The sequence below is a fragment of the Actinophytocola sp. KF-1 genome (genome assembly GCF_054661535.1).
Window position 1 is genome coordinate 148393 of sequence record NZ_BAAFVK010000001.1, and the last position, 18956, is coordinate 167348.

Genomic DNA, 18956 nt, shown 5'->3' on the forward strand with positions numbered 1-18956 from the left:
ACGAAAGAGCTGGGCGACATGGCAACCATTACGGCCGCACCCGTCGCGGCAGAGCAGCGCGTGCGGCAGAACGCGCCCCGACTTCACTCCCTCACCGGCCTGCGCTGGGTCGCGGCCGTGCTCGTGTTCCTGTTCCACCTCGGCTACGTGGGTGGCGCGACCGGCCTCGGGATCCATTCCGTCGTCGGTCGCGCCGGTCACGCCGGATTGTCGTTCTTCTTCATCCTGAGCGGTTTCGTGCTCACCTGGGGCGCGCGGCCGGGGGAGAAGGCACGCACGTTCTGGCGCGGCCGGTTCGTGAAGATCTTCCCCAACCACTGGGTGACGTTCCTGGTGACCGCACTGCTGATGATCGCGGCGGGCGAGGCCCTGTTCAGCGGCCCGAACCTGGCGAACATCTTCCTCGTGCAGACCTGGGTGCCGGACCTGGACTACTGGATCTCCATGAACGCGCCGAGCTGGTCGCTGACCTGCGAGGTGTTCTTCTACGCGCTGTTCCCGCTGCTGCTGTGGGCCGTCAACAGGATCCCGGTGCACCGCCTGTGGCTGGCGGCGGGCCTGTCGCTGGGTGCGATCGTCGCGGCGCCGGTCCTGATCGAGCTGCTCGTGCCCGGCACGCCGAAGATCCCGTACCCGACGCTCGGCCCGGTGTCGTTCGACCAGCTGTGGCTGACGTACTGGTTCCCGCCGGTGCGTGCGCTGGAGTTCGTGTTCGGCATCGTGCTCGCCAGGGTCGTGCTGGCCGGGAAGTTCCCGCGCATCACGTGGTTCCCGGTCGCCGCGGTGTTCGTGGTGTTCCAGGTCCTCGCGATGAACTCGCCGTCGTACCTGCTCGGCCTGGTGGCGCTGCCGGCGCTGTCGATCGTCCTGGTGATCCCCTACCTGGCGATGAAGGACATCCGCGGCGAGTGGACCCCGTTCCGCGGCAGGCGGATGGTGTGGCTCGGTGAGGCGTCGTTCGCCTTCTACCTGTTCCACAAGATCGTGATGAGCTGGGGCCAGGGCGCCATCAACGGCGACCAGTGGGACGCGCAGTGGAGCCTGCCGTTCTGGCTCGGGTTCGGGGTGGTGACGTTCGCGGTCACGCTCGGCTTCGCGGCACTGCTGCACACGTACGTGGAGAAGCCGCTGATGCGCCGCTACGCCCGCCCGAATCGGAAGGCGCCGGCCCCGGTGCGCTGACACCGTGCCATGAAGGGGTCCTTCCTCACGCCGGTGGTGAGGAAGGACCCCTTCGTCACGTCAGGGTTCGGTCAAAGTCGGCGAAGTCCTGATCGTCCTCGTGGTGCTCCGGGCTCTCTGGGACGCCTTGCCTGGGTTTCCCTCCGGGGGGGTCCTCGCCGGACGGGCTGGTCTCCGGGATGGCAGACAGCAGTCCTTGTGTGGTGGGCTCGCGCCCACCCCCGCGCAGCGGGCTTCCTCCATCGTGAGCGTGAGGAAGGACCCCTTCGTCACGCCGACCACACGCCGAACCACTGCTCCGCGCCGAACTCCTCGAACCGCCTCACCTCGGTGAACCCCAGCTTCGTCGCGAGGCGCAGCGACCGCTCGTTGGCGGTCTGCGTGCACAGCGCCACCGGCTCGCCGGGCACCGCTTCGGCGAACCAGCCGAGCACCGCCGTGCACGCCTCGAAGGCGTACCCGTGGCCCCACGCGCTCGGCAGGAACATGTAGCCGAGCTCGAACTCGCCGCTGCCCGGGCGTTCCGGGTCCCGCCGCTCGACGGTGACCGTGCCGATCATCGTCCCGTCGAGGTCGGCCACGAACACGCCGGGCCGCCGTCCGGGCACCGCGGGCGCCGTCCGCTCGAGTTCCTCCCGCGGCCGGGGACCGCCGAGGTAGGTGCCCACCTCGGGTGACGCGAACAGCTCGACGTACGCCTGCCGGTCCCGGGCCTGCGACTCGCGGAGCACGAGCCGCTCGGTCCGGATCGGTGCGGGCGGCCATGGGACGCTCATGTCAGCGCAGCGCTTCCGCGTACAGGGCCGCGAGCTCCGCCCAGTGGCGCTCGGCGGCGGCCTCGTCGTAGGTGTCGTTGTCCGGCACGGCGAACCCGTGCCGGGCCGGGTACACCACCATCGTGTGCCGCACGCCGCCCTCGGTCAGCGCCTTCTCCAGCCGGTCGTACTGCTCGCGCGGGAACGACCGGTCGCCCCGCGCCGCCGCGACGAGCACGGTGGCGCGGATCCGGTCCGCCACCCGGTACGGGCTGTCCGGGTCGTCCGCCACCGCCAGGTTGCCGCCGTGGAACGACGCGGCCGCCGCCACCCGGTCGGGGTGGTGGGCCGCGGCGAGCAGCGACAGCTTGCCGCCCATGCAGTACCCGGTCGTGCCCGCCGCGGGCCCGGACACCTCGGGCCGCGCGAGGAGGAAGTCGAGGAACGCACCCGCGTCGGCGATCGCCCGCTCGGTCGTCACCTTCCTCGCCAGCACACCGAGCCGCGCCCGCTCCTTGGGGTCGGTGAACACGGTGGCCGCGTCGAACGGCGCCCACGGCGCGTCGCGGTAGTAGACGTCCGGCACCAGCACGGTGTAGCCGAGCCCGGCGAGCCGGTCACCCATCGCGGCGAAGGTCTCCCGCGCCCCCGCCGCGTCCGGGTACATGAGCACCGCTGGGTGCGCACCCCCGCCGGCGGGCGTGTGCAGCGTCGCTGCGCACTCGCCGTCCACTGTGGTCACGGTGACGTCCTGGCGTGGCATGCGTTCCTCCCCGGTCACGTGGTGCGCCGCAACCGCCCGTTCAGGAGCACGGCTGCCGCCAGCAACCACAGTAGCGACGGGAACCGGCCGAGGCTCACGAAGCCGAACGCGCTGCCGTCCTCGGGGAGCAGGAGGATGAGCGACAGCAGGGACACGACACCGGCGGCCACGCCCAGCCAGGCGAACCACACCGGCACGAGACCCGTGCGCCGCAGCGCCAGTCCGGCACCGCCGACGAGCAGCAGGAAGCCCACCACCGAGCCCGGCCCGCTGGTCGCGTAGATCATCCGGTCGACGGCACGCATCAGCGGCACGTCCGACAGCGTCTCCGGGCTCTCGACGACCCACTGCAGCATCCCGGCGATCAGCATGAACGCGCCGGCGACGATGCCGCCGCCGAACACGACGAGCGAGGCCTCCCGGTTGCTCGTGCGCTCCCGCACGACGGCCGACAGCCACGCGCCGTGCCAGATGATGGCGAGCCCGGCCAGCGCGCCGGCCACCCCGGTGATCCGCACGCTGCCGCCGTTGTCGGACCGCCACTGGAGCACGTGTTCCGCGGTGTCGTTCGGCACCGGGTAGGTGCCGCCGTCGGAGAGAAAGCTGTTGATGATCGCGCCGAGGATGAACATCGCCAGAAAAGCGGCAATGCTGACAATTCCGTTCCGCCTGGTCATGCGCCCTCCCGGTAAACGCGAGAAGCCCGCGGAAAATCTCCGCGGGCTTCTCACATTTCTGCGTCAGGCGGGCACAGTCAACCGCCGTCGGCGCACGATGAACACCACCGCGATCGCGATCCACAGCAGTGCGGGGAAACGGCCCAACGGGATCAGGTAGACCAGCTCAGTGCCTTCCGGCACCAGGCCGAACGCCGCCACCAGCGACAGCGCGCCGGACACCACGCCGACCACGGCGAGCCACGTCGGGATCAGCCGCGCCCGCACCAGCACCAGCGAGCTGACGCCGACCAGTCCCGCGTACCCGAGCACCACGCCGACGCCGCCGATCACGAAGATCAGCGAGTTCACGGTCTGCGTGAGGCCCTCGTCGGCCAGCACGTCCGGCCGCTGCACGACCCACTGCATGGCACCGGACAGGATGAGGAACGCGCCGGAGATGGCGCCGCCCGCGAACGTCAGCCACGACGCCTGGCCACCGGGTGCCTTGCGCCCGACGACCGCGGCCAGCCACGACGCGAACCAGATGGCGGCGACACCGGCGAGCACGTTGACGACACCGGAGATCCGCATGACCTCCGGGTTGGCGAGCCGGTAGGCGACCGTCTCGGACGCGGGCACGGTCGGCATCGGGTAGAGGCCCTTGGCGAACACGCTGTTCAGCAGGATGCCGAAGACGAACAACCCGAGGAACGCGATCGCGCTCAGGTAGCCGGTCGCGGCGCCGGGCACGGGCGGCCTGCCCGGCGCGACGTCCTCTGTGGACTCACGGGAGGCGAGTAAGGACATGGGGGAACTCCATTCTCAGAGCAGCGCGATGCTGTAACCGCCGCAGGCGACCACCTGCTGGACGTTCACGAGGCCCTTGACCTCGACTGGTTCCTCGCGGTTGTCGGTGGTGCCGTCGCCGAGCTGGCCCGCGTCGTTCAGGCCCCAGCCCACCGCGGTCCCGTCTTCGAGGATGGCGAGGCTGTGCCCGCCCGGCCCCCACTCGTTGCGGCCGCCGCCGCCCGCGAGCGCCGTCACTCCGCCGATGCCCGTCTTCACCGGCGCGTTGGTGTTCTCGCTGCCGCCGATGCCGAGCTGCCCCATGTCGTTGTTGCCCCACGCCCAGACGTAGCCGTCGCCGTCCAGGAGGAGGGTGTGGAAGTACCCGCAGGTGAAGGACGTGATCGCCACGTCGTCCAGGCCGACGACGCGCACCGGCTCGAACCGGGTCTCGTTGGTGCCGTCGCCGAGCTGGCCGCGGTCGTTGCGGCCCCACGTCCACAGCTCGCCGCTCTCGGTGAGCGCGAGCGTGTGCGAGCCGCCGCCCGCGATCTGCGTGACGTTCGCGAGGTTGTGCACCTGCACCGGCTCGAGGCGGGTGATGCTGGTGCCGTCACCGCAGGCGCCGACGATGTTGTGACCCCACGCCCACACCGTGCCGTCGCCGCGCAGCGCGACACCGTGGCCGCCGCCCCAGCCGAGGGCCCTGACCTCGGTCAGGTTCTTCACCTTCACCGGGGTCGGGCGGTTGTCCGAGGTGCCGTCACCGCAGTCGCCGCGGCCGTTGTGGCCCCACGCCCAGACGGTACCGTCGTCGGCCAGCGCGACCGTGTGCCCGCCGCCGCCGACGAGCTGCTGGATGTTCTCCAGCCCCTCGATCTGCGCGGGCGTGCTGCGGTTCTCGTAGGTGCCGTCACCGGCCTGGCCGTGGTCGTTGCGGCCCCAGCCCCACACGGTGCGGTCGGTGCGCAGCGCGGCGCCGTGCCCGCCGCCGCCGACCACGGTCTCCACATCGGACAGCCCGTCGATCTGGGCGGGGATCAGGCGCGGGTCGGTGGTGCCGTCGCACTGCTGGGACCAGATGTTGTCGCCCCAGATCCACACCGTGCCGAGGCCGCCGTGAGTTTCCGGCATCAGGACTCCTCATTTCTGGAAGGGTTTGCGTACTTCTTTCAGGCGACTCGGTTCTCGAGCACGAGTGGCACCAGTTCGAGCAGGTTCTTGACGACGTGCTTGGCGCCGTCGGCACGCGGCCCGTCGTCGTCGGCGACCGCCACGACGACGTCCGCGGCGTCGACCACGGCAGGCACGCCTGCCGCGTCGGTGATGGCGACCGCCACCAGCTCGGCGCCGTGCTTGGCGTTCGCGAGCCGGCGTGCCTCGGTGACCAGTGCCGCGAGGTCGGCCGAGCCGTACGCGCCGACCTCGAGGTCGAGGTAGCGGTCGAGCCCGAGCCCGGTGACCTCCTTCATCAGCACCGCGGTCTCGTCGCGGTCCAGCCCGGTCACCGGCGCCTGCACGGCGTCGGTCCGGCCGGACAGCTGGGACATCGCTTCCCACGACCCGGCCGTCCTGGTCTTCTCCCCGGCGTCCGTCGTCCGGATCAGCACGCCCTCGGCGTCGTAGAGCAGGAGGTAGCGGTCGGCCATCACTCAACTTCCTTTCATGACCACTGGTTGCCGGACGAGGCTGGCGCCATCAGGCCGGTGTCGGTGAGGATGCGCGGCAGGTCGTCGGCGAGCCACGACTCGACGACCAGCCCGCCTGCGAACCGGTGCACCTCGGCGCCGGTGTAGGTGAACGCCTTGCCGGTGGGCGGCATCCCGCGCAGCGAGCCGGTGTGCGTGCCCTCGGCGGTGTAGAGGACGGTGACGTGGTCGTCCTCGGCGATCAGCTGGACGACGGTCACGCGGTAGTCGGGGAACGCGTCCCGCCACTCGCGGACGGCCATCTTGAACGCCTCCGGTCCCGGCGGGAAGCTCATGCCGGCCTTGTGGATGGCGAAGTCCGGCGAGAACAGCTCCCGCACCGGCGCGTAGTCCCCGCGGTTGACGACCTCGTCGACGATCCGGGTGACGATCTCCTTGTGGTCAGCCACGTGCCTCACCTCCGGCGGCAGCAGGCTGCTTCGCACCCTGGGGCGGCGCGCCGTGCTGCTGGGACTTCAACGGGAGTTCCTTGAGCGCCAACATGAACAGGAACCCGACGACCGCGACCCCGATCGCCGTCAGGAACACGACGTGCAGGCCCTGCTCCACCGACCGCACGACCGCGCCGTGCACGTCGGACGGCAGCGCGCGGATCTGCTCCGGGCTCGACAGCAGGTGCTTGGCGTCGCCCTGGATGCCGGCGCCCGGCGGCAGCTCACGCGCCAGGTTCGCGTCGAGCTGGTGGTTGAGCAGCGCGCCGAACACGGCGACACCGATCGAGCTGCCGAGTGCCTGGAAGAACTGCACACCGGCGGACGCGGTGCCGAGGTGCCTGCGGTCGACCGCGTTCTGCACGGCGATCATCAGCACCGGCGAGACCACGCCGAACCCGAGACCGAAGATCACCATGTAGATCGAGGTGGTGACCATCGAGGTCGTGGTGTCCATGGTGGAGAACAGGAACATCGCGACCGGGACCACGGCGAGCCCGAGCACCGGGTAGATCTTGTACTTGCCGGTCTTGTGGATGAGCCTGCCGGAGATGAACGTCGACACGATGACGCCGAGCATCATCGGCACCAGCAGCAGACCGGAGTTCGTCGCGTTCGCCCCCTGCACCACCTGCATGAACAGCGGCAGGTAGACCAGCACGGAGAAGAACGACAGGAAGCCGATGAACAGCACGACCGCCGACACCGCGATCACGGGGTTGCGGAACAGCTGCAGCGGCAGCACCGGCTCGGCGGCCTTGGTCTCCCAGAACAGGAACACCGCGGCGAGCACCACGAACGCGACGCCGAGCCCGATGATCGTCGGCGAGTCCCACTCGTAGCGCTGTCCGCCCCACGTGACGGCCAGCAGCAGGCAGACGACCGACGCCGCCATGAGCGCCGACCCGAGGTAGTCGACCTTCGCGGCGCGGACCGCGGCCTGGCCGGGGAAGAGCGCGACGAGGAAGCCGACGGCGACGAGGCCGAGCGGCACGTTGATGAAGAAGATCCAGTGCCAGGTGGCGTGGTCGACGAAGAACCCGCCCGCGAGCGGCCCGACGACGCTGGCCAGCGCGAACGTGGCCTGGATCCAGCCCTGGTACTTGCCGCGCTCACGGGGCGAGACGATGTCGCCGACGGCGCCCATGGCCATCGCCATCATGCCGCCGCCACCGATGCCCTGCAGCGCCCGGTAGATGACCAGTTGCGTCATCGTCTGGGCGAGCCCGCACAGCACGGACGTGGCCAGGAAGATGCCGATGGTGATGAGCAGGATGCGCTTGCGCCCGAACAGGTCACCGAGCTTCCCCCAGATCGGTGACGTCGCGGTGGACGCGAGCAGGTAGACGGTGACGACCCACGACACGTCGGTGAGGCTGCCGAGGTCGCCGACGATCGTCGGCAAGGCGGTCGCGACGATCGTCTGGTCGATCGAGGCGAGCAGCATCACGAGCAACAGCCCGCAGAACGCCCCGACCACCGTCCGCTTGCTGAGCGCGGGCCCGGGGGGCGCGTAGCTGTTTCCGGTTCCGGCCATGTTGACCAATCCCTCCGATGGCAATTTCTGGCTGTGTGAATCCGCGCGCCAATGCCGACCTCGAGTGTGGCCGCGAATACTGACGAACGAGTCAAGCGAGCGAAGTGTTCTGCCGTACTCCCCGGGGAGTAGGCGAACAACCGACCGCCGGTGGACGACGGCGGGCTCCGGGCGCGGCATTCTTGAGTCAGCGCCAAGCCAGCCGTCACGAATACGTCAGCACCGGCTGCGACCATCGAGGTCGCCTGATATGCCGCGGAAAGGACATCATGAGCGCACAGAACACAGACGTCGTCGAGAAGGAGATCGCGGACCTCCTCGACCGCTGGTCCGAGGCGGAGCTGTCCGGTGACCCGGCGGCGATCGGCCCGTTCCTCGACGACGACTACGTCGGCATCGGCCCGTTCGGCTTCACCCTCACCAAGGCGGAGTGGCTGCAGCGCCACGAGTCCGGTGACCTGAAGTACAGCCAGTTCAGGCTGGTCGACCCGCAGGTCCGCCAGTACGGCGACACGGTGCTGGTCATCGGCGTCCAGGACGCCGTCGCCACCTACCAGGGCAACCCGGTCCCGGGCGGCAAGCTCCGCTTCTCGGCGACGGTCGTCGCCGGCAGGATCGCGGGTTTCCAGCTCTCTCCGATGGGGCCGCCCCCCGGCATGCCCCAGGGCGGTCCGCGTCCCAGCTGAGCCAGGACAAGAAGAAAGCCCGGGCCTCGCGCGACGCCCGGGCTTTCTCGCACGCCGGGACCTCACGTGACCACCACGAATAAAATGTCGGTCATGGGGAGAATCCCTTTCCGCGGATCAACAGATCAACGGTAGGGACCCGCCCCTTTCCCGGCGACCGTCCTCGACCCGTCCTCGAGCCACCCGGTAGCGGTCACCGAGTGAAATGCCCCGAAGCGGGCTTTCGCGACGCCGAATCCGGTCGAATCAGCCATTTCGCCGAGCATCATGAGGAACGTGATCCCGCCGGACGCGTTGCCGAACTTCCATTCCAACGGACCGTCCCGGCCTGCGTATCCACGCGAAAACCGGCCCCGCGGCAACCCGCGGGACCGGCTGGGGGGAAACCCCTCAGATGGCGAGGATGGCCGCGATGTAAGCGGCGACCGCCACGATGGCCCCGTACGTCCGCACCTGGTGCGCGATGTGCCACGTGTGCCGCTTCTGCGCCCACTGCTCGTCGTCGACCTTGTCGATCGACCACTTCTCGACCTGCCGCCAGATCGGCCGGTTGATGCCCTCGGACGTCAGCCCGACCACGGCCATGCCCACCGAGCCGACGATGAACAGCGTGGCGGCGCCCGCCTCGGGCGCCGCGAACGCCGCGATCACGCCGACGCCGGCGGCGATCACCCCGTTCCACACGGCGATCGGGTGGAACACGTGCATGTCGATGCGCTGGCACGTCGACACGTACCGGTCGTACGGCAGCCCGTTCAACAACGGCAGGATCGACAACTTCATGATCCACAGAGTGCCGAGCTGGATGCCGGACGCGGCCAGCACCCAGACACTCATGATCATCAGAGCGTTGGTCATTTCCTTCTCCTGTCTCAGCCGGCCAGGCGGCTCTTGCTGGTCTCCTCGCGAACCACGAACTTGATCGACCGCGCCTCGGTCATGCACGCCCGCATCGGCCCCGCCTGCTCGCGGTGCTTCGGGCTCTGCTCCCACCGCAGGAAGTCGTCGAGCGTCTCCCACTCGCTGGTGATGAGCCACTGCTCGGGGTCGGCGGGCGCCTGGCACACCTGGTCGAGGATGTGCCCGGGCACGCCGGCCGCCACCTCGTACCGGATGTTCTCGTACGCCCGCAGGAACTCCTCGGTCCGGGCGGCGGGCACCCGCACCAGGAACACGATCCGTGCCGTCACGAGTACCTCCCGATCACCAGCGACGTGTTGTACCCGTCGTACCCACGCGCGTTCACCACCGCGACCGACGTGCGCCGCGCGGTGTTCTCCCGCACGAAGTTCAGCTCGCACCCCGGCGCGATCTCGCCGAGCCCGTGCGCGGCGGGCAGCGTGTCGTTGCGCATCGCCTGCAGCGCGGTCGCGACGTCCAGGGCCGCGCCGCCCTGGTACATCCGCCCGATCCGCGCCTTCTGCGTGGTCACCGGCACGTCCCCGAACACCGACCGGATGGCCGCTGCCTCCACGAGGTCCGCCTCCGGCACGCCGACCGCGTCCGGGAACACGACGTCCACATCGGACGGCGACAGCCCGGCACGCTCCAGTGCGACCCGCATGGCCCGCACGTACTGCGCCTCCGAGCCGCCGTCACCGGGGCGCGTGGCGCGGCCGTCGTGCGTGGCCGCCCACCCGAGCACCTCGCCGTGGATGTCGGCGCCCCGCTCCAGCGCGTGGTCCAGCTCCTCGACGAGCAGCACCGCGCCACCCTCGGCGGCCACGTAACCCTGTGCGCCCACCGAGAACGGCTGGTACGCGGTCTCCGCGTCGACGGAGGTGGAGAGCCTGCGCGTCGACAGCTGGCAGGTGAGCGCGTACGGCGACAGCGGCGCCTCGGTCCCGCCGGCCAGCACCACCTTGGTGCCGCGCCGGATGGTCCGCGCCGCCTGGGCGAAGCTGTCCAGCCCGCCGGCCGACTCCGCGACCAGCACGGAACACTGCCCCTTGAGCTGGTGCAGGATGGAGATCTGCCCGACGCTCGCCGCGTAGAACCACGCGATCGACTGGTACACCGACACCTTGCCGTCCGGCGTCGCCCACAGCGCCTGCAGCTCGCCCTGGCCGAACTCGTTGCCGCCGGACGACGACGCCAGCGCGACCGCGGCCTCGTACGGGTCCACTGTCGACAGATCGACACCGGAGTCGTCCAGCGCCTCCTGCGCGGCCGCGAACCCGTGCCACGTCCACCGGTCCGTCGCGACCTTGAGCCGCGCGGTCACGTAGTCCTCGACGTCGAACTCCGGCACCTCGCCCGCGAGCGTCACCGGGTACGACGACGGGTCGAACCGCGTGATCCGCCCGAGCTTGGACTCGCCGTCGAGCACCGACTTCCAGTGCGCGTCGGCACCGATGCCGGATGGTGCGACCACCCCGACACCCGTGATCACCGACCTCGTCATCAGGCCGCCTCCTTCAACCGGCTGAACACCATCGCCGACTGGAACCCGCCGAACCCGCTGCCCACCGACAACGCCACGTCGACCTTGCGTTCCCGCGCGGTGTTCGGCGTGTAGTCGAGGTCGCACTCCGGGTCCCGCTCCGACCAGTTGGCGGTCGGCGGCACCACGTTGTTGTCGATGGTCAGCGCGCACGCCGCCATCTCGATCGCGCCGATCGCGCCGAGCGAGTGCCCGATCATCGACTTGATGGAGCTGACGGGCGTCCGGTACGCGTGGTCGCCCAGCGCCCGCTTGAACGCCGCGGTCTCGTGCCGGTCGTTCTGCTTGGTGCCGGAACCGTGCGCGCAGATGTAGTCGACGTCGGTCGGGTTGGTGCGGCCCTGGTCCAGCGACACCCGGATGGCCTCGGACATCTCCAGCCCGTCCGGCCGCAGCCCGGTCATGTGGAACCCGTTGGACCGCGACGCGTACCCGGTGACCTCGCAGTACACCTTGGCGCCGCGGCGAAGCGCGTGGTTCAGCTCCTCCAGGATCAGCACGGCGCCGCCCTCACCCATCACGAACCCCTTGCGCGTGGCGTCGAAGGGGCGCGACGCGTGCTCGGGGTCGTCGTTCTCGGGCGTGGTGGCCTTGATCGCGTCGAACGACGACACGGTCACCGGCGAGATCGGCGAGTCGGACGCGCCCGCGATGATCACGTCCGCTTCGCCGTCCTGCACCAGGTTCCACGCGTAGCCGATGGCGTCGATGCCGGACGTGCAGCCGGTCGACACCACCTGCGTGGGCCCGTGCGTGCCGTACCGGTGGGCGATGTCCGCCGCCAGCGACGACGGGACCAGCGCCTGGTACAGGAACGGGCCCGCGTACGTGTGGTCGACCAGCCACTCCTTGCCGGTGTTGGACACGGCGACGTACTCGTCCTCGAGCGCCATCGTGCCGCCGACCGCGGAACCCATGACGACACCGGTGTTGTCGAGGGTCTGCTCGTCGAGCACCAGACCGGAGTCGGCGAGCGCCTCGGCGGCGCACGCGAGTCCGAACTGGACGTACCGGTCGGCGCGGCGGATCTCCTGTGCGGACAGGCCGGCGGCGACGGGGTCGAAGTCGGCCTCCGCGGCCACCCTGGACCGGAACTTGGCCGCGTCGAAGAAGGTGATCCTCCTCGTCGCGGTGCGGCCCGCGGTCAGGGTGTCCCAGAACTGCGTTCTCGTGACGCCACCGGGGGCGACCACGCCGACCCCGGTGACCACAACGCGGCGTTGCATGGGTCGCTGCGCTCCTCCGCTCGGTGTTCGACGGCTCGCTCCGCGAGCTCCGCTCGGCAGCGGTCTTCCCTCCTGCGCTGCTCGCTCGCCCGTGGCCGGGCTTCCTGCGCTGCTCGTCAGTCCAGACGGCGCCCGCTCCGTCGCTCCGCTCCCGCTCATGCTGCCTTCTTTTCCCGAGCTGCCAGGATGCGTGCGGCCACCGCGGCCGCCTCCTCACGGGTCTCCGTGTCGACGTGCCCCAGCTCGGGCCGCGGCGCGAGCGGACCGAGGTGGAACACCGCGAACACCTCGTCGCCGCCGACGTTCCGCAGCCGGTGCCGGGTGTCCTTCGGCACGAGGATCGCGGAGCCCGCGGGCAGGTCGACGATCTTGTCGTCGATGTCGACCTCGAGGTGCCCGCGGATGCAGAACACGAACTCCTCGCTGTACGGGTGCAGGTGCTCGGCGATCGCCTCGCCCGGCTGCAGCGTCGCGCCGCCCATGAACCCGGACGTCGAGCCGACCGTGCGCGGCGACAGCAGCGTCTGGATGGTGCCGCCGCGGCGGTGGTCCTGCGGGCAGTTGTGGATGGCGACGACCTTGTCCTCGGACGCCCGCTTCGAGTGGTGGATCTTCTCGATCTTGTCCTTGATGATCTGCAGCTGGACCTTCGAGTTCTTGTTGATGTTGTTCACCATCCACTCGTCGTCCACCGGCGCGGTGTCCTTCATGTGGAAGTCCTGCACCCACCGCAGGACGACGCCGCCCTCGACCTCCTCGTAGTACCAGTCGAGGTTCATGTACTCGAACGGACCGGTCTCGATGCGGTGCGAGTGCGTGCGGCGCTCGTCGTGGTAGCGGGTGCGCTCGGAAACCCAGCTCCAGACGGCGCCGTCCTCGTCGGGGTGCATGGTGAGGCGGAAGGTGATCGTGTCGCCGTCCTCGCTCACCACGTCCGCCGCCGCGTACTCGGTGAACAGGTCCGGCCAGTTCGGGACGTCGTTGGTGATGTCCCAGACCAGCTGGAACGGCGCCTCGATGCGGATCTGGTTGTCGGTGTGCCCGGCCATGGTGTCCCCTTACGCCGCCTGCTCGGCGGAGTTCTCGTTGATGTAGTCGACGATCTGGCCGACGTTCAGCTCGCCGGACTCGTCGGGGATCTCCACGCCGTACTGCTTGGTGATCACGATCTGCAGCTCGAGGACGGCCAGCGAGTCGAGGCCGAGGTCCTCCAACGATCCCTCCGGGTTGGCCGCCAGCGTCTGCGGGGCCAGACCCACCTTCGTGACCAGGATCGACTCGACGTCGTCGAAGGTGACGTTCGCCATTTCCGGACTCTCCCTCTATTTCTCGTACGTGTAGAAGTTCCTGGCCTGGGCGTCCTTCGGCGAGCGCCAGGTCGGCAGGTACGGGGAAATGAACTCGCTCAGCCGGTCGCTGATCCGCACGAACTCCGGGTGACCCTTGATGCGGTTGATGGTTTCCTGACCCGGCTCGTCCGTTTCCAGCAGCTGGATGTAGACGTCCCCGAGCGTCCACAGTGAGCGGTGCCGGACCCCCGCGATCCTCGGCAGCTCCGTGGCATCGGACTCGGCCCAGATCTCGGCGACCTCGTCGTGCGAGTCGGGCATGATCTTCGCGACAATCAGTGATCGGTGCACGCCACTCACTCCAGCTCCTGCGTCTTCGTTGGGTTCCTTCGAGCATCCGTCGGGCCGGTCCCACGCGGAGGAGTCCCGGGTCCTCTGTTCGCCAGGACGCGGTTACGACTCGACGGGTCCCGGCCACGGGTAGTCGTCCGCGAGCCCGGCCGCCTGCTCGAGGATCGCGACGATCGACGCGCAGTCGTGCTCGCCGAGGCCCTGGTTCTTCGCGTTGGTGAGCCAGTCGTGGCTCGCAGCCGTCACCGGCATGGGCACGCCGAGCTCGGCGGTCTCCGCCAGCACCAGGCCGAGGTCCTTGCGCATGAGCTTGAGCCGGAAGTCCGGGTTCTCGAACGCGCGCCGGGCGATCACGCCGGCCTTGAACTTCATCACCGGCGCGCTGTAGCCGCTCGCCGAGATCAGCCGGATCAGGGTGCCGCGGTCCAGGCCCGCCTTCTCGCCGAACACGATCGCTTCGGCCAGTGCCTGCATCTCCACGCCCATCAGCAGGTTCAGCGCGAGCTTCGCCGTGGCGCCCTTGCCGGACCCGCCCAGGTGCACGATCTCCTTGGCGAGGTGCGCGATGACCGGCCGGATCGTCTCGACGTCCTCGGCCGCGCCGCCGATCATGAACCGCAGCTCGCCGTCCTTGGCGTGCTGGGCGTTGCCGAGCACGCACGCGTCCAGCCCGCGGTGCCCGGTCGCCGCCAGCCGCTCGTGCAAGCCGATCGCGAACGCCGGTGCCACGGTGGACATGTCGGCGACGATCGCGCCCTTGGGCAGCGACTCGACCACACCGTCCACACCGAACAGCAGGTTCTCGACGACCTCGCTGGTGGCCAGCGACAGGAACACGACGTCCGCGCCCGCGGCGGCCTCGGACGGCGTGCTGGCCAGCACCGCGCCCTTGCCTGCCAGCTCCTCGCCCTTGGCGCGCGTGCGGTTGTAGACCGTCACGTGCGCGCCGCTGTCGAGCAGCCGCGACACCATCCCGCCGCCCATCGACCCGAGGCCGATGAACGCGATCTTCGGCGCGCCCATCAGCTGGCCTCGGGCAGCGCGACGCCCTCGGGCGGACGCGCACCGGCGGGCGGCGCGGGCTCCTTCACGATGCCCAGCTCGAACAGGATCCGCGGGAAGTCGTCGCTGATCCAGGACTCGATGACCTTCCCGTCCCGCACCCGGTGCAGGTCGACCCCCTCGACGACGAACGAGTTGCCGGTCGGCGGCATCCACATCAGCGGCCCGGTGTGCGTGCCGGTGGTGCGGAACCGCAGGCCGACGAGCTCGCCGGAGGCGAACATGTCCTGGATGCCGCAGGTGAAGTCCGGGAAGGCGCGCTTCCAGAACTCGACGGCCATCCGGAACGCGGCCGGGCCCTTCGGCAGCTGGAGGCCGGCGGTGTGCACCTCGTAGTCAGGCGCGAAGACGTCGCCGATGAAGTCGAGATTGCCTTTGTTCAAGCCTTCCTCGGTGATGAACCGGACCAGCTCGATGTTCTCCTCTGACATGCCGAGGACCTCCGGAAGTGGGAACACGGTCGACCTCGAACTTCCCAGCCGGAACGCCCACCGTCGTCCACACGTGGTCCCAGCCCGGCGGGACGTTTTCCCCTGTGTGGTGGGAAAACCCGTTGTTAGCGTCGAGAACCGGACGGAATCCCAGCCACGGAGGGCGAGATGCAGACCACTTCGGTGTACGCCGTCAACCGGGACGCGACCGGCAGCCTCGAGGTCCGCACGCACGAGTTGGCGGAGCCGCCCGCCGGTCATGCGCGGGTGCGGGTGGAGGCGGCCGGCGTCTCGTACGGTGACCTGTTGTTCCAGCGCAGTGTGGTGCCCGGCGGGCCGAAACACCCGTTCGTGCCGGGCTGCGACCTGACCGGTGTCGTCGAGGCGGTCGGCCCGGGCGTGTCCCTGGCGGTGGGCCAGCGCGTGACGGCGCTCGTCGTCTCGGGCGGCTACACCACCGGCATCACCCTGCCCGAGGAACGCCTGGTCCCGGTCCCCGACGGCGTCGACGCGGTGTCCGCGGCGTCGGTGGCCCTGAACTACTTCATCGCCTACCAGATGCTCCACCGGGTGGCCCGCGTCGAGTCCGGCCAGAGCATCCTGGTCCACGGCGCCTCCGGTGGCGTCGGCCTGGCGTTCCTGCAGCTGGCGGAGCACATCGGCAACGTGACGGTCTTCGGCACCGCGTCCGCGGCCAACGCCGACCTGGTGCGGCGCCACGGCGCCATCCCGGTCGACTACCGCGCGGAGGACTTCGCGAACGCGGTCCGCGACAAGGCCGGCGCCGTCGACGCGGCGTTCGACCCCATGGGCGGCGGCCACTTCTGGCGCTCGTACGCGGTGCTGCGCAAGGGGGGACGCCTCGTCGCCTACGGCCAGAACAACGCGCTGCGCAACGGGAAGCGCAACCTGCTGGTCGGCATGCAGGGCTTCCTGGGCGGCATCATCCTGCCCAAGCTGAGGCCGGACGGGAAGCTGACGGGCTTCTACAACGCGTGGTCCCTGGAGAAGGCCCAGCCCACGGCCTACCGGGAGGACCTGGCAGAGGTACTGAACCTGCTGTCCGCGGACAAGATCGCCCCGCGCGAGGTGTCGACCCTGCCCCTGCGCGAGGCACAGGAGGCCTTCCGCCGCCTGGAAGAGGGCGTCACGGGCAAGCTCGTCCTGACCTGCTGAGCCCCTTCACCCGAAAGTGCGCACACGCAATCTTGCGCGTGCGCACCTTCGCGCGTACCGTTCCTGACATGGAACTCCTGCTGAACCGACTCGGCCTCGGGGCGATGCGGCTCGCCCTGGGCGGCTCGGTGCGTGACCCGGCCACCGCCGTCACGGTCCTGCGCACCGCGGTCGAACTGGGCGTGAACCACATAGACACCGCGGGCACCTACGGCTACGGCGACGTACACGCCCACGAACTGATCAGACAGGCGCTGTCCCCCTACCCGGACGACCTGGTGATCGCCTCCAAGGTCACCGTCCCGACGGAAGCGGACGCAGGCCAGTTACGCGCCCTGGTCGCACAGGACCTACGCCGCCTCGGCGTCGACCACCTCGACCTCGTCTACTTACGCGTAGGCGGCATGGGCGACCCAGGCGGCGAACCACTCGCCGAACGCTTCTCGGCACTGGCGGAGTTACGCCGCGACGGGCTGATCCGCCACCTGGGCGTCAGCCACGTCGACCTCACCCAACTAGGGCGTGTCTGACAATGCTTTGGTCCAGGTGATCACCGCGTGGAGGACTACCGCAGAGCGGTAGGTGATGGCTAGCTTGTCGAAGCGGGTGGCCAGTCCGCGCCATTGCTTGAGGTGGTTGAAGCCGCGTTCGACGACGTTGCGTCCGCGGTAGTCGATGGGGTCGAAGGCGGGTGGACGGCCTCCGCGGGAGCCGCGGCGTTGCCGGTGCCCGACCTGATCAGCCGGTTCTGGGATCACGGCGGTGATGCCGCGGGTCCGCAAATGCTGGCGGATGGCGCGTGAGGAGTAGGCCTTGTCGCCACGGACGCGGTCGGGTCGGGTGCGTGCCCGGCCTCGTCCGACACGATGGATTCTCAGATGCCGCATCAGGTGCGGGAACATCGGTGCGTCACCGGCCTGCCCGGGCCCCACCAACGTCACTATCGGTCGGCCGTTCCCGTCGACGAGGTGGTGGATCTTGGTGCTCCAGCCGCCCCGGGACCGGCCGACCGCGTGGTCAGGCGGCTCGTCGAGCAGATTCGTGTAGTTCGATCCAGCCCCCTGTGTGCCGGGTGATGTTCGTGGCGTGCTGATGCGCCCGCGTAATCGTCGAGTCCACCGACACCGCCCAGTCCACCAACCCAGCAGCGTCCGCAGCGGCCAACAGACGCGCAAGCACCGTGTCCCAAGTGCCGTTCTTGGCCATCCGGCGATGCCAGGTCCAGATCGTCTGCCACGGCCCGAACACCTCAGGCACGTCCCGCCACGAAATCCCGCACCGATACCGGTAGATGATCCCCTCAACCATCGACCTGGCATCCGAAAACGGCCTGCCCTGCTTGCCAGTACGAGCAGGCAACAGATCCTCGATCAACACCCACTGCTCATCCGACAGCAACTGAAACCGCGACACACCCGCAGCATCCCAGCCACTACGCACAACCTTTGTCAGACACGCCCTAGCCGAGGCACAGGCGATCGCCCCGGTAGCCGCCGTGCAGAACCACTTCAACATCCACCACCGCGAGGACACGGAGGTCCTGACCCACTGCGAACAGCACGACATCGCGTACGTCCCGTACTTCCCGTTGGGCGGCGGCCGAGCCGACCTGAGCCCCCTGGCAGGCATTGCCGCCCGCCACGAAGCGACACCCGCACAGATAGCCCTGGCGTGGCTGCTGGCCATCTCCCCGGTGACCGTCGCCATCCCCGGAGCCAGCACCCTCGCCCACCTGACCGAAGACGTCGCCGCAGCGAACATCACCCTCACCCCCGAAGACCTCACCGCGCTGGCGAGAAGGGAGGCCGCCTGACCCGCGGCGGTCCGGTCGCTCACCCAACCTTTCCCCCGATGTCGAACGGCATGACGGTGGTGTCGTTCAGTTCGCGAATCAGACTCGTCGCCCGAAGCCATCGGGTGCGAGGGTCACCGATTCGCAGAGTCGCCTCGGCGATGGGCACTGGCCTCGGGCCACCCCGGTACAGCGCGCCACGCACCCCGGCGACGGGGAATCGCCGGGCCCTCACCACCGCGGCACTCCGACGCAACGCCGGGCAGAGTCGTACAGACAACGCCACACACGACACGCAGATCGGCGGTTCCATCACGCCCATTCCGTCGGGCCAGGATGGCCAGTCGTCCCGGTGATCCTTGAGCAGCCAGAGCACACCGTCATCGGTGCGGTCGGCCGGTCCGGCGCAGACCTGGCACAGCAGGCGCCGCATCGCGCGACGTTGACGCAGCGGATGCACCTGGCCGAACAACGGCCTTCCCGAACCCGGTCGAAGCGACGTGCGCCACCATAGGACGCCGTTCCCGTCCCGGTCCGCCACCACCTCGTCCGCGTAGGCGATTCCGCCACCATGCCGCTCCACCAGTGTGACCGCCGGGTCGACCTCGGCACTCCAGGTCGTGATGTACGGCGCGACAACGCGCGTTTCCTTCTTCGCGGACATCTCACCTCCCACAA

General features: G+C 69.6%; 25 protein-coding genes. 5 read left to right on the forward strand and 20 right to left on the reverse strand.

Annotated elements, in window-relative coordinates; all coding sequences use genetic code 11:
• Positions 1-18 precede the first annotated feature (18 nt).
• Positions 19-1182 carry an acyltransferase family protein gene (locus ACYQ77_RS00720; protein WP_459706362.1) on the forward strand — a complete coding sequence of 388 codons (1164 nt, stop codon included), beginning with the start codon at positions 19-21 and terminating at the stop codon, positions 1180-1182.
• A 269-nt stretch (positions 1183-1451) separates the two neighbouring features.
• Here the strand turns inward: ACYQ77_RS00720 and ACYQ77_RS00725 are convergent, their stop codons facing one another.
• From ACYQ77_RS00725 to ACYQ77_RS00760, 8 genes are all read right to left on the reverse strand, one after another.
• Positions 1452-1958 (reverse strand): GNAT family N-acetyltransferase, encoded by a 507-nt coding sequence (locus ACYQ77_RS00725; RefSeq protein WP_459706364.1) that lies wholly within the window; start codon positions 1956-1958, stop codon positions 1452-1454.
• 1 nt (position 1959) lies between these two features.
• The gene (locus ACYQ77_RS00730; protein ID WP_459706366.1) at positions 1960-2700 is read right to left on the reverse strand and encodes a dienelactone hydrolase family protein; all 741 of its coding nucleotides are present in this window, start codon (positions 2698-2700) and stop codon (positions 1960-1962) included.
• A gap of 14 nt (positions 2701-2714) precedes the next feature.
• Positions 2715-3377 (reverse strand): DUF4386 family protein, encoded by a 663-nt coding sequence (locus ACYQ77_RS00735; RefSeq protein ID WP_459706367.1) that lies wholly within the window; start codon positions 3375-3377, stop codon positions 2715-2717.
• A 63-nt stretch (positions 3378-3440) separates the two neighbouring features.
• On the reverse strand, positions 3441-4166 hold the full coding sequence (locus tag ACYQ77_RS00740) for a DUF4386 family protein (protein WP_459706369.1): 726 nt from the start codon (positions 4164-4166) through the stop codon (positions 3441-3443).
• A gap of 15 nt (positions 4167-4181) precedes the next feature.
• Positions 4182-5279, reverse strand: a complete 1098-nt coding sequence (locus ACYQ77_RS00745) for an RCC1 domain-containing protein (RefSeq protein WP_459706371.1) — start codon at positions 5277-5279, stop codon at positions 4182-4184.
• Between the two features lie 38 nt (positions 5280-5317).
• Positions 5318-5794, reverse strand: a complete 477-nt coding sequence (locus ACYQ77_RS00750) for an HAD family hydrolase (RefSeq protein WP_459706372.1) — start codon at positions 5792-5794, stop codon at positions 5318-5320.
• A gap of 14 nt (positions 5795-5808) precedes the next feature.
• Positions 5809-6243 (reverse strand): ester cyclase, encoded by a 435-nt coding sequence (locus ACYQ77_RS00755; RefSeq protein WP_459706374.1) that lies wholly within the window; start codon positions 6241-6243, stop codon positions 5809-5811.
• On the reverse strand, positions 6236-7822 hold the full coding sequence (locus ACYQ77_RS00760) for an MDR family MFS transporter (RefSeq protein WP_459706376.1): 1587 nt from the start codon (positions 7820-7822) through the stop codon (positions 6236-6238). Before ACYQ77_RS00760 ends, ACYQ77_RS00755 begins: the two co-directional genes overlap by 8 nt.
• 269 nt (positions 7823-8091) lie before the next feature.
• On the opposite strand from ACYQ77_RS00760, the gene ACYQ77_RS00765 reads away from it, so the two are divergent.
• Positions 8092-8508, forward strand: coding sequence for a nuclear transport factor 2 family protein (locus ACYQ77_RS00765; RefSeq protein WP_459706378.1), 417 nt, complete (start codon positions 8092-8094; stop codon positions 8506-8508).
• Between the two features lie 390 nt (positions 8509-8898).
• Here the strand turns inward: ACYQ77_RS00765 and ACYQ77_RS00770 are convergent, their stop codons facing one another.
• From ACYQ77_RS00770 to ACYQ77_RS00810, 9 genes are all read right to left on the reverse strand, one after another.
• Positions 8899-9366: a hypothetical protein gene (locus tag ACYQ77_RS00770; RefSeq protein WP_459706380.1), complete on the reverse strand. Its 468-nt coding sequence runs from the start codon at positions 9364-9366 to the stop codon at positions 8899-8901.
• A 14-nt stretch (positions 9367-9380) separates the two neighbouring features.
• Positions 9381-9698, reverse strand: coding sequence for an antibiotic biosynthesis monooxygenase family protein (locus tag ACYQ77_RS00775; protein ID WP_459706382.1), 318 nt, complete (start codon positions 9696-9698; stop codon positions 9381-9383).
• A complete protein-coding gene (locus ACYQ77_RS00780) occupies positions 9695-10912 on the reverse strand; it encodes a beta-ketoacyl synthase N-terminal-like domain-containing protein (protein ID WP_459706384.1) in 1218 nt (405 codons plus the stop codon). The genes ACYQ77_RS00775 and ACYQ77_RS00780 overlap by 4 nt, the downstream gene beginning before the upstream one ends.
• Entirely contained in the window at positions 10912-12177 is a 1266-nt protein-coding gene (locus ACYQ77_RS00785; RefSeq protein WP_459706386.1) for a beta-ketoacyl-[acyl-carrier-protein] synthase family protein, read from the reverse strand. The genes ACYQ77_RS00780 and ACYQ77_RS00785 overlap by 1 nt, the downstream gene beginning before the upstream one ends.
• A 155-nt stretch (positions 12178-12332) precedes the next feature.
• Positions 12333-13226 (reverse strand): cupin domain-containing protein, encoded by an 894-nt coding sequence (locus ACYQ77_RS00790; protein ID WP_459706388.1) that lies wholly within the window; start codon positions 13224-13226, stop codon positions 12333-12335.
• 9 nt (positions 13227-13235) lie between these two features.
• Positions 13236-13484 carry a phosphopantetheine-binding protein gene (locus ACYQ77_RS00795; RefSeq protein WP_459706390.1) on the reverse strand — a complete coding sequence of 83 codons (249 nt, stop codon included), beginning with the start codon at positions 13482-13484 and terminating at the stop codon, positions 13236-13238.
• 15 nt (positions 13485-13499) lie between these two features.
• Positions 13500-13817 carry a TcmI family type II polyketide cyclase gene (locus tag ACYQ77_RS00800; RefSeq protein WP_459706392.1) on the reverse strand — a complete coding sequence of 106 codons (318 nt, stop codon included), beginning with the start codon at positions 13815-13817 and terminating at the stop codon, positions 13500-13502.
• Positions 13818-13919: 102 nt separating this feature from the next.
• The gene (locus ACYQ77_RS00805) at positions 13920-14840 is read right to left on the reverse strand and encodes an NAD(P)-dependent oxidoreductase (RefSeq protein ID WP_459706394.1); all 921 of its coding nucleotides are present in this window, start codon (positions 14838-14840) and stop codon (positions 13920-13922) included.
• A complete protein-coding gene (locus ACYQ77_RS00810; protein WP_459706396.1) occupies positions 14840-15310 on the reverse strand; it encodes an ester cyclase in 471 nt (156 codons plus the stop codon). Before ACYQ77_RS00810 ends, ACYQ77_RS00805 begins: the two co-directional genes overlap by 1 nt.
• A gap of 168 nt (positions 15311-15478) precedes the next feature.
• Between ACYQ77_RS00810 and ACYQ77_RS00815 the strand changes: the two genes are divergently transcribed.
• A complete protein-coding gene (locus ACYQ77_RS00815) occupies positions 15479-16486 on the forward strand; it encodes a medium chain dehydrogenase/reductase family protein (protein ID WP_459706398.1) in 1008 nt (335 codons plus the stop codon).
• Between the two features lie 68 nt (positions 16487-16554).
• On the forward strand, positions 16555-17016 hold the full coding sequence (locus ACYQ77_RS00820) for an aldo/keto reductase (RefSeq protein ID WP_459706399.1): 462 nt from the start codon (positions 16555-16557) through the stop codon (positions 17014-17016).
• On the opposite strand, the gene ACYQ77_RS00825 is transcribed toward ACYQ77_RS00820, so the two are convergent.
• Entirely contained in the window at positions 17002-17580 is a 579-nt protein-coding gene (locus tag ACYQ77_RS00825) for an IS5 family transposase (RefSeq protein ID WP_459708072.1), read from the reverse strand. The genes ACYQ77_RS00820 and ACYQ77_RS00825 overlap by 15 nt on opposite strands.
• Complete coding sequence (locus tag ACYQ77_RS00830) at positions 17504-17899, reverse strand: transposase (RefSeq protein ID WP_459706401.1); 396 nt, start codon at positions 17897-17899, stop codon at positions 17504-17506. The genes ACYQ77_RS00825 and ACYQ77_RS00830 overlap by 77 nt, the downstream gene beginning before the upstream one ends.
• A 64-nt stretch (positions 17900-17963) precedes the next feature.
• Between ACYQ77_RS00830 and ACYQ77_RS00835 the strand changes: the two genes are divergently transcribed.
• A complete protein-coding gene (locus tag ACYQ77_RS00835; protein WP_459708074.1) occupies positions 17964-18299 on the forward strand; it encodes an aldo/keto reductase in 336 nt (111 codons plus the stop codon).
• Between the two features lie 19 nt (positions 18300-18318).
• On the opposite strand, the gene ACYQ77_RS00840 is transcribed toward ACYQ77_RS00835, so the two are convergent.
• Positions 18319-18942 carry a hypothetical protein gene (locus tag ACYQ77_RS00840; protein WP_459706403.1) on the reverse strand — a complete coding sequence of 208 codons (624 nt, stop codon included), beginning with the start codon at positions 18940-18942 and terminating at the stop codon, positions 18319-18321.
• Positions 18943-18956: the final 14 nt, after the last annotated feature.